Origin of the sequence: Pseudonocardia sp. WMMC193, from assembly GCF_021728735.1 — a bacterium.
Taxonomy (GTDB): domain Bacteria; phylum Actinomycetota; class Actinomycetes; order Mycobacteriales; family Pseudonocardiaceae; genus Pseudonocardia; species Pseudonocardia oroxyli.
In genome coordinates, this window is sequence record NZ_JAKKDO010000003.1 from 771687 (window position 1) to 786342 (window position 14656).

The 14656-nt window shown below is 75.6% G+C and carries 14 protein-coding genes; 6 read left to right on the forward strand and 8 right to left on the reverse strand.

Going from position 1 to position 14656, the window contains the following annotated elements; translation table 11 throughout:
* Nucleotides 1-12: 12 nt before the first annotated feature.
* Nucleotides 13-1383, reverse strand: coding sequence for a dihydrolipoyl dehydrogenase (gene lpdA, locus L3X23_RS05050; RefSeq protein ID WP_237190935.1), 1371 nt, complete (start codon nt 1381-1383; stop codon nt 13-15).
* A gap of 145 nt (nt 1384-1528) precedes the next feature.
* Here lpdA and L3X23_RS05055 point away from each other — a divergent pair, with 145 nt between their 5' ends.
* On the forward strand, nt 1529-1858 hold the full coding sequence (locus tag L3X23_RS05055) for an oxidoreductase (RefSeq protein ID WP_093089163.1): 330 nt from the start codon (nt 1529-1531) through the stop codon (nt 1856-1858).
* Between the two features lie 3 nt (nt 1859-1861).
* Here the strand turns inward: L3X23_RS05055 and L3X23_RS36000 are convergent, their stop codons facing one another.
* Both L3X23_RS36000 and L3X23_RS05065 read right to left on the reverse strand, forming a co-directional pair.
* A complete protein-coding gene (locus L3X23_RS36000) occupies nt 1862-2494 on the reverse strand; it encodes an alpha/beta-hydrolase family protein (protein ID WP_237190937.1) in 633 nt (210 codons plus the stop codon).
* 626 nt (nt 2495-3120) lie between these two features.
* Nucleotides 3121-3951, reverse strand: a complete 831-nt coding sequence (locus L3X23_RS05065) for an alpha/beta hydrolase (protein ID WP_237190938.1) — start codon at nt 3949-3951, stop codon at nt 3121-3123.
* A 168-nt stretch (nt 3952-4119) separates the two neighbouring features.
* Between L3X23_RS05065 and L3X23_RS05070 the strand changes: the two genes are divergently transcribed.
* On the forward strand, nt 4120-5328 hold the full coding sequence (locus L3X23_RS05070; protein ID WP_237190939.1) for a sensor histidine kinase: 1209 nt from the start codon (nt 4120-4122) through the stop codon (nt 5326-5328).
* Entirely contained in the window at nt 5325-5981 is a 657-nt protein-coding gene (locus L3X23_RS05075) for a response regulator transcription factor (protein WP_237190941.1), read from the forward strand. Before L3X23_RS05070 ends, L3X23_RS05075 begins: the two co-directional genes overlap by 4 nt.
* Here the strand turns inward: L3X23_RS05075 and L3X23_RS05080 are convergent.
* Nucleotides 5965-6783 carry an SDR family oxidoreductase gene (locus tag L3X23_RS05080; RefSeq protein ID WP_237190944.1) on the reverse strand — a complete coding sequence of 273 codons (819 nt, stop codon included), beginning with the start codon at nt 6781-6783 and terminating at the stop codon, nt 5965-5967. The genes L3X23_RS05075 and L3X23_RS05080 overlap by 17 nt on opposite strands.
* A gap of 97 nt (nt 6784-6880) precedes the next feature.
* A complete protein-coding gene (locus tag L3X23_RS05085) occupies nt 6881-8365 on the reverse strand; it encodes a leucyl aminopeptidase (RefSeq protein WP_374204816.1) in 1485 nt (494 codons plus the stop codon).
* A gap of 131 nt (nt 8366-8496) precedes the next feature.
* On the opposite strand from L3X23_RS05085, the gene L3X23_RS05090 reads away from it, so the two are divergent.
* Genes L3X23_RS05090 through L3X23_RS05100 form a run of 3 tightly spaced genes read left to right on the forward strand, consistent with a single transcriptional unit; the run spans nt 8497 to nt 12095 of the window.
* Complete coding sequence (locus tag L3X23_RS05090) at nt 8497-9855, forward strand: APC family permease (RefSeq protein ID WP_237190945.1); 1359 nt, start codon at nt 8497-8499, stop codon at nt 9853-9855.
* Between the two features lie 11 nt (nt 9856-9866).
* Nucleotides 9867-10961, forward strand: coding sequence for a glycine cleavage system aminomethyltransferase GcvT (gene gcvT, locus L3X23_RS05095; RefSeq protein ID WP_237190947.1), 1095 nt, complete (start codon nt 9867-9869; stop codon nt 10959-10961).
* 33 nt (nt 10962-10994) lie between these two features.
* A complete protein-coding gene (locus tag L3X23_RS05100) occupies nt 10995-12095 on the forward strand; it encodes a branched-chain amino acid aminotransferase (protein WP_237190948.1) in 1101 nt (366 codons plus the stop codon).
* A gap of 76 nt (nt 12096-12171) precedes the next feature.
* On the opposite strand, the gene L3X23_RS05105 is transcribed toward L3X23_RS05100, so the two are convergent.
* The 3 genes from L3X23_RS05105 to L3X23_RS05115 form a co-directional block, all read right to left on the reverse strand.
* A complete protein-coding gene (locus L3X23_RS05105) occupies nt 12172-12909 on the reverse strand; it encodes an adenosylcobinamide-GDP ribazoletransferase (protein WP_237190950.1) in 738 nt (245 codons plus the stop codon).
* 81 nt (nt 12910-12990) lie between these two features.
* Nucleotides 12991-14082, reverse strand: a complete 1092-nt coding sequence (locus L3X23_RS05110) for a nicotinate-nucleotide--dimethylbenzimidazole phosphoribosyltransferase (protein ID WP_237190951.1) — start codon at nt 14080-14082, stop codon at nt 12991-12993.
* Between the two features lie 55 nt (nt 14083-14137).
* On the reverse strand, nt 14138-14653 hold the full coding sequence (locus L3X23_RS05115; protein WP_218129998.1) for a bifunctional adenosylcobinamide kinase/adenosylcobinamide-phosphate guanylyltransferase: 516 nt from the start codon (nt 14651-14653) through the stop codon (nt 14138-14140).
* Between the last annotated feature and the right edge of the window lie 3 nt (nt 14654-14656).

Sequence of the window (14656 nt, forward strand, 5' to 3'; positions counted from 1 at the left end):
TTCGGCCGGGTCTCAGCCGTGGGTATGGAGGGGTTTGCCCGCCAGGGCGAGGTGCGCTTCGCCGAGCGCCTCGTTCTGGGTGGGGTGGGCGTGGACGAGCGGGGCGACGTCGCCGGGCTCGGCTTCCCAGTTGTAGACGAGCTGGGCCTCGCCGATCAGTTCGCCGACGCGCGCGCCGACCATGTGGATCCCGACGACCGGGCCGTCCTTGGCGCGGACGAGCTTGATCGCGCCGGAGGTCTGCAGGATCTGGGACTTGCCGTTGCCGCCCAGGTCGTAGGTGAGGGTCTCGATCTCGCCGTGCCGCTCCCGGGCCTGGGCCTCGGTGAGGCCGACGGAGGCGACCTCGGGATCGCAGTAGGTGACCCGGGGGATCCCGGCCTCGTCGATCACCGCCGGTTCGAGCCCGGCGATGTCCTCGGCGACGAAGATCCCCTGCTGGAAGCCGCGGTGGGCCAGCTGCAGCCCGGGCACGATGTCCCCGACCGCGTACACGCCGGGCAGGTTGGTGCGCAGCCGCTCGTCGGTCGTGACGAACCCGCGGTCCATGGCGAGCCCGGCCTGCTCGTAGCCGTGGCCGGTGGTGTTGGGGCCGCGCCCGACCGCGACGAGCAGCAGGTCGGCCTCGAGTTCCTCGCCGGACTCCAGCGAGACCGCGACGGAGTCGTTCGCCTGCTTGGCGCCGGTGAACCGCACCCCGGTCTTGGCGGTGATCTTGCGGCGGCGGAAGGCGCGTTCGAGGAGCTTGGAGGCGAACTCGTCCTCGCCTGCGACCAGGCGCGGCAGCGCCTCGACGACGGTGACCTCGGCCCCGAAGGACCGGTACACGCTGGCGAACTCCACGCCGATCACGCCGCCGCCGAGGATGACGACCTTCTGCGGCACGCTGTCCCAGGTCAGGGCCTGGTCGGAGGTGACGATCCGGCCGCCGATCTCCAGATCGGGCAGGGTCTTGGCGTAGGAGCCGGTGGCGAGCACGACGTTGCGGCCGGTGTAGACGGTGCCGTCCACCTCGACGGCGTCCGGGGCGTGGAAGGTGCCCGCGCCCGCGACCAGCTCGATCTTGCGGGACTTCACGAGCCCCTGCAGGCCCTTGTAGAGGCGGGAGACGACGCCGTCCTTGTAGGAGTGCACCCCGGCCATGTCGATGCCGATCAGCTGCGAGAGCACGCCGACGTTCGCGCCGTCGCGGGCGTGGTCGGCGACCTCGGCGGCGTGCAGCAGCGCCTTGGTCGGGATGCAGCCCCGGTGCAGACAGGTGCCGCCGAGCTTGTCCTTCTCGACCAGGACGACCGACATCCCCAGCTCCGCGGCCCGCAGGGCACACGCGTAGCCGCCGGAACCACCACCCAGGATGACCAGATCGGCAGCCTGTTGCGGCACGTCGGTCCCCTCCGTCTCACCCGCTCGGTCGTGCGAGTCGGCGCCCATCTTTACACCCGGGCTCGGTTCGCGGCGGCCCAGGTCGGGAGAAAATCAGACACCTCACGCGTTGGAGGTGGCGAGAACCGGGGACCGGGAGGGCGAGATGGGCCTGTTCAGCCGAAAGCGGGCCGGTGTGCGACGCCGCGCGGACTCGGGTGACGTCGAGCACCTGCGGTCCTGGGCGAGTGTGCGCGAGGGGGTGGAGGGGTTCGTCGAGCCGCGCACGGCGGTCACGGAGACCACCCTGCTGCTCGTCGCCAAGGACGGCGAGTGGACGCGGCGGCGGATCGGCAGCCCGGACGCCGCCCGCAAGCTGGCGAAGTCGATGCGGATGCCGGTGTACGACGTCCAGCTCGTCGGCTACCCCCAGCGCATGCGCGACCACGACGCACGGCAGAAGGTCCTGCGCAGGCGTGCCGCGGAGGGGCGCTGATGATCAGAACCGGTAGCGGTGCCCGTGCCCCGGCGGCACGTCCTGCGCGATCAACAACGCGGCGCTGACCTGCCAGAACCGGACGGGATCGGTGAGCAGCAGGCCCGGTGACCACGCGACGACGGGATCGTCGGGGTTGGCGAGCTCGGTGCAGGCGTCCTGCGGGTCGTCGGCCGATCCGGGTCTGCCCGCGAGCACGCACTCGTCGGCGAGCCGGGCCACCGGCAGCGCCGCGGCCGCGCCGAGGCTCTCGCCGAGCAGCACCAGTCGAGGGCCGTCCGGTGGGAGCGCCGCACGGACAGCGGTGAGCGTCGCCGCCGCGGAGCGTTCCGCCGCGTGACCGCCGAGCAGGTACTCCAGCCAGCTCGGACGGTCCGCGTACTGCACCACGACCGTCGCGACGTCCCCGCCGAGCCGGTTCTCGTACGCCCGCACGGCGGCGGGGTCCACCCAGCCCGAGCCGGTGGGCACGATCACCAGGACCGTGCCGCGCGCCGGCCCGCCCGCGCGCCGGAGAGCGTCGACCGCCGCGGCCGCCCGCCCCGCGTCGTCCGCGGCCGCCGCCACGTCGACATAGACGCGGACCGGTGCCGTGGGGGTGGTGGCGGGCAGGTCCAGGAACCGCCGCCCCTCCACCCCGAGTGGCGTGGTGGTCGGGGCGGATGCGGTGGCAGTGCGGGCGCCCGGTGCGGATGTGCTGGCAGAGCCTGCACTGGCCGCGGATGCGTTGGCAGAGCATGCAGTGGCCGCGGATGCGCTGGTAGCGCGTGTGCCCGGTGCGGATGCGCTGGCAGAGCGTGCACTGGCCGCGGATGCGCTGGTAGTGCGTGTGCCCGGCGCGGATGCGCTGGCAGTGCGGACGACGGGTGCACTGGCCGCGGATGCGCTGGCAGAGCCTGCACTGGCCGCGGATCCGCTTCCGGCCGCGGGAACGGCGATCAGAGCCGGTTCGAGGACCAGGACTGCGGCGAGGATCGCGGCCAGGCCCACGCCGGGACCGCCCCGCAGCATCGCGACCACCCGCTGCGCGGTCCCCACCGCCGCGGTGACCGTGAGCCCACAGAGCAGCGCCGCGAGGGCCGCGAGCCAGGCGGGCGGGGTGAGGGGCCAGGGCGTCACCAGGCACAGCACCGCCGCCCCGACACCGGGTCCGGCCGTCAGGATCGTCGGAACGGTGCGCGCACCGGCGCGGCCGGCGCCCGCACCACGGGGACGTGGACCGCGGGCGCCGCCCCGGTGGGCGGGGTGGTGGAGCACGGCGCTCACGGCCGGGTGGCCTCGCCCCGCGCGATCCCCGCGATCGCGGCGAGCGTGGGGGAACCGGGGAGGAGGTAGCCGTCGTGCGCCCGCACGCCGTCGACGGGCAACGGACGGGCGCCGAAGCCCGGTGCCGCGGGGTCCGCGCCGTGCCCCAGGTCCCCGAGGCGCACGTGCGGCACGAACCGGATCCAGTCCTGTCCCGCGCGCGCGACCCACACCCGCGCGCGGGTGCGCAGGGCCTCGACCGACTCCGCGCGGACCCCGGGGGAGGCGAGGAGGACGAGGTCGTCGGCGTCGAGCGCGGGCGCCGCGATCCCCACGACGACGCTCCCGTAGCTGTGCCCGACCACCGTCACGTGCCGGGCGCCTCCGGCCCGCAGCGCCGCGACCTCGGCGACCAGGGCGGGCGCGGCGGCGCGGGCGAGGCGACCGGCGGCGGCGTCGTAGCCCAGCCCCTGCGGGGTCTCGTACCCCACCCAGAGCACGACGACGGTGTCCCGGCCCACGCTCGCGGCCAGGCTCCGCGCCCAGGTCATCGGCCGTCTCGGTGACCCGTCGAGGGTGTGCAGGTCGATGTCCGACCCCGGCACGAGGACCACGACGTTCGCCGCCGCCGCGACGTCCCCGATCGCCACGACGGCGCGTCCCCGGCCCGCCGGATCACAGCCGAGCACGCGGACCCGTTCGTCACCGTCCGTCACCTTTGTGATCAGGGAGGCGGCGCAGACCGGATCGAGGCCGACCGGTCCGAGAGTGGGGGCGGGCAGCGGCCGCACGGCGATGACCAGCAGGCTGAGCAGCAACGACGCGATTCCGAGCCCGGAGAGATCCATGGTCGGAACGCTAGGAATCCCGGGCCCGTCGATCGTCACGCTGCGGAGCCGTCTTCGCGCCGGTACGGCCGTCCCCGACGGCGGGCCGACCCCCTACCCGGGTACCGGGCCGGAGAGGGCACCCGCGGGTGAGGCGCGCCCGCCCGGGACACGCCTAGGCTCGCCGGGGTGACGACGGTGGGGGAGCGGGCCGTGCGCCTGCTCGGCGACTCGATCCGGGCGGCCGTGTGGCCCACCCGCGGCGAGGACGCCCGCTGGAGCCGCCCCCACTCCCGTCTGCTGCGTCCGGTGCCCGTCCTGACCGGCCTCTACGGCGTGATCGTCGCGATCGCGGTCTCCGGGGCCGTGCTGAACGAGCGCATGACCGGTGGCCTCGCGTTCCTCGCCCTGCTGCCGTTGGCGGGGGCCCTCGCGCTCGCCCCGCGCCGCCCGCTCGACGCCTGGCGGATCGGGACCGCCTGGGTGGTCGTGCTGGCCTTCCTGCTGCCGCCACCGCCCGCCCCGGCTCCGGGGCTGGAGGTCTGGGGATGGCTGCTCTGGACGCCGTTGCTGCTGCTCGGGGCCTGGGGCGCGCCCGGCCGGACCACGCTCGGGGTGGCGGTGGTGTCCGGGCTCGCCGTCGTCGTGCTGGTGGTGGCGACCCCGGCGGACGTGCCGCTGAGCGAGCTCGGGCTCACGCTCTCCGTCCTCGCCTTCCCGCTCGGGGCGGGCGCGGCGCTCGGGGCGCGGTGGGACACCCGGCGGGCGCTGGAGGTGGAGCGGCGGGAGCTCGCCGCGGCCCAGGCCGAGCGGGGAGCGCTGGCCGAGCGGGCGCGGATCGCGCGCGAGATGCACGACGTCGTCGCGCACCACATGTCCATGATCGCCGTCCGCTGCGAGACGGCGCCCTACCGGCTCGGCCGGCTGCCGGCTCCCGCCCGTGCGGAGCTCGCGGAGGTCGCGACGGCCGCGCGGGAGGCGCTTCGGGAGATGCAGGGCCTGCTGGGGGTGCTGCGGACCGGGGAGACGGAGCGGACCCCGCAGCCGGGCCTCGCGGACATCGAGCCGCTGTTGGTCGAGGCGAGGTCGGCGGGGGTGGAGCTGACCTGGGAGATCGTCGAGGCCGAGGTGCCTGCGCCGGTGGGCCTGACGGCCTTCCGGATCGTCGCGCAGGGGCTGGCCAACGCGCGCCAGCACGCGCCGGGCGCCCCCGTGCACGTCGCGATCACCGACGGGCTGGTCGTCGAGATCGTCAACGGCCGCGGGACCGGGCCGGGCACGCCGGGCGGCGGTACGGGCATCCCGTCGATGCGCGAGCGGGCCGAGGTCCACGGCGGCACGCTCGACGCGGGCCCCACCGCGGACGGGTTCCGGCTCAGGGCGGAGCTGCCGCGGTGATCAGGGTGGTGGTGGTCGACGACCAGGCGATGGTCCGCGAGGGCTTCGCCGCGCTGCTGAACGCGCAGGAGGACATCGAGGTCGTCGGGACGGCGGAGAACGGGCGCGAGGCGATCGCCGCCGTCGGGGAGCACACGCCGGACGTGGTGCTGATGGACGTGCGGATGCCGGTGCTCGACGGCATCGCGGCGACCCGGGAGCTGGCCGGTCACCCCACGAAGGTCCTCATGCTCACCACCTTCGACCTCGACGATCACGTCTACGACGCGCTGCGCGCCGGGGCGGGCGGGTTCCTCCTCAAGCACGCGCCCGCGGCGGAGCTGCTGCACGCGGTGCGGGTCGTCGCGGCGGGGGAGGCGCTGCTCGCGCCCGAGGTGACCCGACGCCTGATCGGCCACTTCGTCTCCGCCCGCCCGGCCGCGCTGACCGACGCCCGGCCTGCGCGCCTGGCCGCGCTGACCGACCGCGAGACCGAGGTGTTGCGCCTGGTCGCGGCCGGGTTCTCCAACGCGGAGATCGCGAGCAGGCTGGTGCTCGCCGAGCAGACCGTGAAGAGCCACGTGAGCCGCACGTTCACCAAGCTCGGCCTGCGCGACCGGGCCCAGGCGGTGGTGCTGGCCTACGAGTCCGGACTGGTCAGACCCGCGTCGTGAGCTTGCGGGCGCCCATCTTCTGCAGGACCGGGAAGGCCCGCAGGGTGACACTCGGCGCCAGGGTGTTGGCCCGCGCCAGCACCGCCCGCCAGGTCGGCACGGTCTTCACGATCCGGCTCGTGCCGAACATGTCGAGCAGCTCGGCCGCGACGCGGTCGGGGGTGAGCAGCACGCCCGAGCGCACCGTGGCCTGGGCGCGCGCGTCCATCTCCGAGAGCAGCGGGGTGGCGACGCCGTCGGGGTTGATCGCGTGCACCCGGATCCGGTCGGCCCGGTGCTCCTCGGCCAGGGCCTGGGCGAGGGAGAGCACCGCGGCCTTCGTGGCGGCGTAGAGCGAGAGGTTCGGGACCGGCCCGAGCCCGGAGAGCGAGGCGGTGACCGCGAGCTCGCCGCCCTGCCCCTGGGCACGGAACGCCTCGACCGCCGCCCGGCAGCTCCACACCACCCCGAGCACGTTGACCTCGACCAGCGCCCTGGCCTGCGCGTCGCTCAGGTCGACGAGCGGCCCGCCGGTGCCCAGCCCGGCGTTCGCGACCCACGCGCCGAGCGGCGCGAGCGTGCGCGCGTGCTCGGCGACGGCACGGGTGGCCTCGGGGTCGGTGACGTCGTGGGGCATCGACTCGCCGCCGACCGCGGCGGCCACCTTCTCGGCGGCCGCGCCGTCGACGTCGGTCACCAGGACGCGGTACCCGCGCTCCGCGAGCTCGCGCGCGACCGCGGCCCCGATCCCACCGCCCCCACCGGTGACGACGGCCGAACGGGAGCCTGCGGAGACGCGGTGCGCGACACGACGACGGATCACCCGCCGCACCCTACCGGCGGGTAGGGAGACCGCCACCCCGCCGCCCGACCCCTCGTGAGCGGCGATGGTCGCTAGAGCGACCATCGCCGCTCACGGGTCAGCCGTTCGCCGCGACGTCCTCGAGCAGCGCGACCAGGGTGCGCACCGGGACCCCGGTGCCGCCCTTCGGGGTGTAGCCCCAGGCCCCGCCGGTGTTGAACGACGGGCCCGCGATGTCGACGTGCGCCCACGGCAGGTCCTTGGCCACGAACTCGCGCAGGAAGATCCCGGCCGCGAGCATGCCGCCGAAGCGGTTGCCGGTGACGTTGGCCAGGTCGGCGATCCGGGAGTCCAGCTCGGGGCGCAGGTGCGGTGGGAGCGGCATGGCCCAGGCGTCCTCGCCGACGGCCCGGCCGAGCGCGGCGACGCGGTCCCGGAACTCCTCGGACCCCATGATCCCGGCGGTGCGGGTGCCGAGCGCGACCATCTGCGCGCCCGTCAGCGTGGAGGTCTCGACGAGGTAGTCCGGCTCGTCCTCGGCGGCCCGGACCATGGCGTCGGCCAGGATGAGCCTGCCCTCGGCGTCGGTGTTGAGCACCTCGACGGTCTTCCCGCCGTACATGGTGAGCACGTCGCCGGGGCGGTAGGCGGTGTCCGAGGGCATGTTCTCGGCCATCGGGACCGTGGCGGTGACGGCGACCGGCAGCTGCAGCCGCGCGGCCGCCACCGTCGTCGCGATCACCGCGGCGGCGCCGGACATGTCCGAGGTCATGTGGTCCATGCCGGCGGCGGGCTTGATCGAGATGCCGCCGGTGTCGAACGTGATGCCCTTGCCGACGAGCGCGACCTTCTTGACCGGGGCCGACCCGCCGGACCAGCGCAGCCGCACCAGGCGGGGCTTGCGGGAGGACCCCTGGCCCACGCCCATGATCCCGCCGTAGCCGCCGGCGAGCAGGGCGTCGTCGTCGAGCACCTCGACCTCGAGCCCGGCGGCCTCGCCCAGCTCGCGGGCGCGCGCGGCGAAGGTCTCGGGGTAGAGCGCGTTCGGCGGGGTGTTGATGAGGTCGCGCGCGGCGAGCACGGCCTCCGCGACGGTGGTCGCGTGCGCGATCACGTCCGCGTCCCCCGGCGCGAACTCGACGACGCCGATCGGGCCCTTCCCGGCCGTCGGGTCGCCCTTGAACGCGGTGAAGCGGTAGGCGCCCAGCAGGGTGCCCTCCGCGGCGGCGGCCGGGTCGACCGCGCCGAGCGTGGAGACGATCCGGGCCGTGCCGCCGAGCGCGCGGGCGACCGCGCCCGCGGCGCGCCGGACGTCGTCGGACGTCGGCTCCTTGCCCAGACCCACGCCCACCACGACGGGCGCGGCGACGGCGCCGCGGCCGGGGAGCCGCACGACCTCCTCGAGCTTCCCGGTCGCCCCGCCCAGCGCGAGCAGCGCGGCGAGCTCACCGGAGAACGCGGCGTCCACCTCCTCGGCGCCCGCCGCGAGGACCGGGTCCTCCTCCGTCGCGAGCAGCCCGACGACCAGCACGTCGGCCTCCGCCGCGGTGACGGCCCCGTCCAGTACTGCGAGGCGGGTCTGGGTCTCGGCCGTGGTGGTCAACTCTTCGGCTCCCTGCGATCGGACTGGGTTGCGACGCGGGTCACACCGCAGGCGCGGCGAGACCTCTTCGAAATGCTAATGACACCGTCGCGGGGCCGATTCGCCGCGGGTCGGATGTCATGGTGGTGTCCGTGGCGCGCGAGGTGAGACCGACCTGGGGGCGGCGGCTCGGCATCGCCGACGTCGTCGTCCTCGGGCTGGTCGCCATGCTCGGCTCCGGGGTGTTCATCGTGTTCGCCCCCGCGGGCGCGGCCGCGGGCGGCTGGCTGCCGCTGTCGGTCCTGCTGGCGGCGGTCGTGGCGACCACCTGCGTGCTGTCCACGGCGGAGTTGGTGCTCGCCCGTCGCGACCAGGGCGAGACCTTCTCCGCCGGCTATACCGCCGGGTACCTCGCGGCCCGGGAGCGGCTGCACCCCGCGGCGGGCAGGCTCGCGGGGGTGGCGCTGCTCACCGGCGGCATCGCGTCCGCGGCCGCCGCGGCGGGGGTGTTCGGGGCCTACGTCCTGGGCACCGGGCGGTTCGTCACCGCGATCATCGTGATCGTCATCGCGGCGGGGCTGAACATCGCGGGCGTCCGGACGACCGCGCGGGCCTGCTGGCTGCTCGCGGGCGGGACGGTCGCGGTGCTGCTGGTCGTGGTCGTCGTCGGGTTGCTGGGGCCCGGGGGAGCGGAGTCGGCGTCCGCCTCGGCGACCGCGGGGGAGGCCGCCCGCGGGGTCGCGGTGCCGGTCGTGCAGCCCTCGCAGGGCGTGCTCGGCGTGCTGTCCGCGGCGGGGCTGGTGTTCTTCGCGTTCGTCGGGTTCGCGAACGTGACCACCCACCGCGAGGAGGTCCGCAACCCCGCGCGGACGCTGCGCCGCGCCATCCCCATCGCGCTCGGCGTGTGCACGCTGGTCTACCTCGCGGTGGCGGGCGCCCTGCTCGTCGGCCTCGGGGCGGACCGCCTGGGGACCGAGCACGCGCCGCTGGTCGCGCTCGTCGACACCGGGCAGGCGCCCGCGCTGGGCGTCCTGGTCCGGATCGGGGCGGCCGTCGCCGCCGGGTCCACCCTGCTCGCGGTGCTGATCGGGGTCAGCCGCACGGCGTCGCAGATGGCGCGCCGCGACGACCTGCCCCGCGCCTTCGCCAAGGTGTGCGGCTCGGGCGCGCCCTGGCGCTCGGACGTCCTCGGCGCGGCGCTGGCCGCCCTGGTCGCCGTGCTCGCGGGGCCGGTCGCCTCCATCGCGCTGTCCGCCTGCGCCATGCTGATCCACTACGCCCTGGTGCACGCCGCGACGCTGCGGACCCCCGGACGTCGGTACCCGGGGTGGGTCCCGGTCGTCGGGCTGGTGCTGTGTCTGGGGCTGGCCGCCCTGCTGCCGGTGACCTCGGTCCTGATCACGCTCGGCGTGCTCGTCGTCGGCTGGGGGCTGACCGAGCTCACGGCGCTGCGGGCCCGCCGCCGCCCACCGGCGGACACCGAGGAGCCCCCGGGGCGGCAGGCGGCATAGGGTCTCGGGTCGTGGATCTGATCTCCGGCCCCCTCGACGACCGGCACCTCGCCCTGGGCGCGACCATGGGCCCGTTCGGCGGCTGGTCGATGCCGATCTCGTACCCGGGCGGCACGGTCGCCGAGCACACCGCGGTGCGCGCGGCCGTCGGGGTGTTCGACGTCAGCCACCTCGGGAAGCTGCAGGTAAGCGGGCCGGGCGCGGCCGAGTTCGTGAACTCCTGCCTCACCGCGGACCTGGCGAGGATCGGGCCCGGGCAGGCGCAGTACACGTTGTGCTGCACCGAGTCCGGGGGCGTGGTGGACGACCTGATCGCCTACCTCGACGGCCCCGACTCCGTGCTCCTCGTGCCGAACGCGGCCAACTCGGCGGAGGTGCTGGCGCTCCTGCGGGCCGCCGCCCCCGCCGGGATCACGATCACCGACCGCCACCGGGACCTCGCGGTGCTCGCCGTGCAGGGCCCGCGCTCGGCCGAGCTCTTCGCGACCATGTTCGCCGGCTTCGGCGGGATCGCGGACCTCGACTACATGGCCTTCACCGAGGCCGGTTCGGTGCGCGTGTGCCGCACCGGCTACACCGGTGAGCACGGCTACGAGCTGCTCGTGCCGTGGGAGCAGGCGGCGGGGATCTGGGACGGGCTGCTGGCGGGCGCCGCGTCGCTGGGCGGCGTGCCCTGCGGGCTGGGGGCGCGGGACACGCTGCGCACCGAGATGGGCTACCCGCTGCACGGGCAGGACCTCTCGCCCGACATCACGCCGGTGCAGGCGGGGTCGTCGTGGGCGGTGGGCTGGTCCAAGCCCGCGTTCTGGGGCCGCGCGGCGCTGCTCGCGGAGAAGGAGGCCGGCCCGGCCAGGCGGCTGCGCGGCCTGCGGGCGACCGGGCGCGGCGTCCCCCGCGCCGGGATGACCGTGCTGCGGGACGGGGAGGCCGTGGGCGTCACGACCTCGGGCACGTTCTCCCCGTCGCTGAAGACGGGGATCGCGCTCGCCCTCATCGACACGGATGCGCAGGTCAGGGTGGACGACGTGCTCTCGGTGGACGTCCGCGGGCGGGGGCTCGAGGTGGTCGTCGTGAAGCCCCCGTTCGTGCCCTCGCACGTCCGATAGTCGGGGCCCCCGCCGACGGGTTACCGTTCACGTATGAGCGTGCTGCAGTTCACCCACCTCCCTCACCCGAACCCGGTGTCCGAGTCGCGGCGCGCCGAAATCCTCGCCGCCCCCGGCTTCGGGAAGTTCTTCACCGACCACATGGTCTCCATCCGGTGGACCCGGGCGGAGGGCTGGCAGGACGCGAAGGTCGAGCCGTACGGCCCGATCGCGCTGGACCCGGCCACGATGGTGCTGCACTACGGGCAGGAGATCTTCGAGGGCCTCAAGGCCTACACCCAGCCGGACGGCACGATCGCGTCGTTCCGGCCCGAGGCGAACGCCGCCCGCTTCCGGCAGTCCGCCGTGCGGCTCGGCATGCCCGAGCTGCCGGACGAGGTGTTCCTCCAGGCCATCGACGAGCTGATCACGGCCGACCGCGCCTGGGTGCCGCCCGCGGGCGGTGAGGAGTCCCTCTACCTGCGGCCCTTCATGATCGCCACCGAGGTGGGGCTGGGCGTCAAGCCCGCCGACGAGTACCTGTTCCTGCTGATCGCCTCGCCCGCCGGGGCCTACTTCCCGGGTGGGGTCAAGCCGGTCGACGTCTGGCTGTGTACGGACTTCACCCGCGCGGCGGTCGGCGGCACGGGCACCGCGAAGTGCGGCGGCAACTACGCCGCCTCGCTGCTCCCGCAGGCCCAGGCCGCCGCGCACGGCTGCGCCCAAGTCGCCTACCTCGACGCCGCCGAGAAGAAGTGGATCGAGGAGATGGGGGGCATGAACATGTTCTTCGTCTTCGCCTCCGGCGAGCTGGTCACCCCCGAGCTGTCGGGGTCGATCCTCGAGGGCGTCACCCGGCACTCGCTGCTGGTGCTGGGCAAGGAGATCGGCTGCGACGTCGTCGAGCGCCGGATCTCGGCGGACGAGTGGATCACCGGCTGCGCGGACGGCACGATCACCGAGGTCTTCGCCTGCGGCACCGCCGCGGTGATCACCCCGATCGGCAACGTCAAGTACCAGGCGGGGGACGAGGTCCGCACCGTCGCGGTGGGGAACGGCGAGTCCGGCGCGGTCACCACCCGCCTGCGCGGCATCCTCACCGACATCCAGCGCGGCAAGGGCCACGACACCCACGGCTGGATGACCACGCTCTGACCCCGCGAGTCCGCCGCTCCGGCCCCGCGAGTCCCGCGCTCGCGCGCGCGACCTGTGCTGAGCGCCGACTCCGTGGTCAGGGCGCCGTGACCAGCACCAACAGTGTGGCCGCGGTGCCCAGCTCGGCGGCCGCGCCGAGGACGTCCCCGCTCATCCCGCCGAACCGGCGGGCCGTGTGGGCGGACAGCCCGATCGTCACCAGCGCCGACAGCAGCACCGCGGCAGGTCCCCGCCAGCCCGCGAACGCGTAGCCGGCCGCGGCGAGCACCGCCCACCACACCAACGGGACCCAGCGCGGCTGCGACCCGGCGACCGACGCGCCCAGCCCGCCCGGCCGGGCGGCAGGCACACCGCGGCGCGCGACCCAGCTGAACCCGACCCGGCCGACGGCGCACGCGAGCGCCCCGGCGGCGACGACCCGCCCCCCGCCCACCGAGGCGAGCCCCGCCGCCTGCACCCCGAGCACGACCAGCAGCGTGACCACGGCGAACGGCCCCGCTCCGCCGTCCTTCATCACGGCGAGCGCCCGTTCCGGCGGCCCGTAGGAGCCGAGCCCGTCCGCGGTGTCGGCAAGGCCGTCGACGTGCATGCCGCGGGTGGCCAGCGCGAGGAACCCGACCGCGAGCAGACCGGCGGCCGGCGCGGGGACCCCCGCCGCGCCGAGCCCCCACACCAGCAGCCCCGCGCAGGCGCCGAGCGCGCCGCCCACGACCGGCGCCCACCGCAGCGCCCCGGCGGCCTCCCCGTCCGACGGCGCCCCGGTCCGCACCGGCAACACGGTCAACCAGCTCAGTGCCAGCGCGAGCGATCTCATGGGGCGCTACTCACCGCGCGCCCGGGAGGACTCGCGCACGGAGCGGACGACTCGCCGATACGGGGGACTCGCGGCGCGGGCTCATCCGGTCACGGCGCGGACCGGGACGATGCCGCTGGACTCGGCGCTCGCCGTCTCGCCGAGCAGGCGCGCGGCGGCCTGGACGAGCGGGAGGACGGCGACCGCGCCGGTCCCGTCGCCCTGGCGGATCTGCAGGTCCAGCACCGGGACGAGCTGCAGGTGCTGCAGCACCAGCGTCATCGCGGGCTCGGGGGACTGCTGGGCCGCGAGCCACCACTGGTGGGCGCCGGGGGCCAGGTCGTCGGCGAGCAGGCCCGCCGCGCCGACCACCAGGCCGTCGAGCAGCACGGGGGTCCGGCGCAGCGCGGCCTGCACCAGGAACCCGGTCAGCACGGCGAGGTCCGCCCCACCGATCGTGCGCAGCAGGGCACGCGGGTCGCGGACGTGCGGTTTCGCGCGGCGCAGCGCGTCCCGGATGGCGGCGGCCTTGCGCATCCAGGCGTCGTCCCCGATCCCGGACCCGCGGCCCACGACGGCGACCGGTTCGGCCCCGGTGACGGCCGCGACCAGCGTCGACGCCGCCGTGGTGGCCCCGACCCCGAGCGAGGCGGGGACCAGCAGGTCGGCCCCGGAGTCGACCTCCTCGTCCGCGAGCGCGCGGCCGATCCGGATGCCCTCGGCGACCTCGGTGTCGCTCAGCGCGTCCTCGCGGTCGATGCGGCCACTGCCGCGCCGCACCCGGTAGCGGTCCTGCCCCGGCAGCACGGCGTCCCGGTCGAGGCCCGCGTCGATCACCCGCACCGACGCCCCGGCGACCGTCGCGGTGACGGCGACCGGCGCGGACTGCTCGAGGGTGGCGGCGACCTGCAGCGCCGTGACGTCCGCGGCGTAGGCCGAGACGCCGGCCGCGGCGATCCCGTGGTCGGCGGCCACGACCACCACCCGGGCGCGGGCGGGCGGGCGCGGCGGGCACCGGCCCTGCAGCGAGGTCAGCCAGAGTCCCAGGTCGGCGAGCACGCCGAGGCTGCCCGCCGGGATCGCCAGCCCGTCCAACCGCGCGACGGCCTGGTGGCGCGCCTCGAGATCGGGCGCGGGGACCGGGGGGAACGGCGCAGGCTCGGTCGGGGTGGGGGACTCCGGGCTCTCGCTCACGGCACCTTCCTACCGTCCACCCGTCGGGACCCGGTCGGTGGCCCACCGACCGGGGTCACGCCCGCTTCAACCACAGCGGCAGCCCCGCCACGAGCAGCACCACCTCGTCGCACACCTGGGCGAGCGCCGCGTTGAGCGCACCGAGCTCGTCCCGGAACACCCGACCGGCGCGGGTGGGGGGCACCACCCCGAGCCCCACCTCGGCGGAGACCAGGACGAGCCGGTCCCCGGCGAACCTGCGCACCGCCTCCACCAGGGGGGACACGTCGATCGTGGCCGCGGGGTCGGACCAGGCGCCGGCGTCGTCGAGCAGGCCGGTGACCCAGGTGGCGAGGTCGTCGACCAGCACCGGACCGGGACGGGCGAGCTCGACCGGCAGGTCCGGGGACTCGACGGTCGTCCAGGACGGGGGTCTGCGGGCGACGTGGCGGGCGATGCGGGCGTCCCAGTCCGCGTCGTCCGGGTAGCGGCGGGCCGTGGCGAGGTAGCGGACGGGGGCGTCCGCCGGCAGCAGCGCCTCGGCGTGCGCTGACTTGCCGGACCGGGTCCCGCCGAGGACGAGGGTCCGCACCGG

Coding starts and splice junctions, on each gene's coding strand:
- L3X23_RS05055 (WP_093089163.1), top strand. CDS start 1,529: ATGGGCCTGTTCAGCCGAAAGCGGGCCGGTGTGCGACGCCGCGCGGAC.
- L3X23_RS05065 (WP_237190938.1), bottom strand. CDS start 3,951: ATGGATCTCTCCGGGCTCGGAATCGCGTCGTTGCTGCTCAGCCTGCTG.
- L3X23_RS05100 (WP_237190948.1), top strand. CDS start 10,995: ATGAGCGTGCTGCAGTTCACCCACCTCCCTCACCCGAACCCGGTGTCC.
- L3X23_RS05105 (WP_237190950.1), bottom strand. CDS start 12,909: ATGAGATCGCTCGCGCTGGCACTGAGCTGGTTGACCGTGTTGCCGGTG.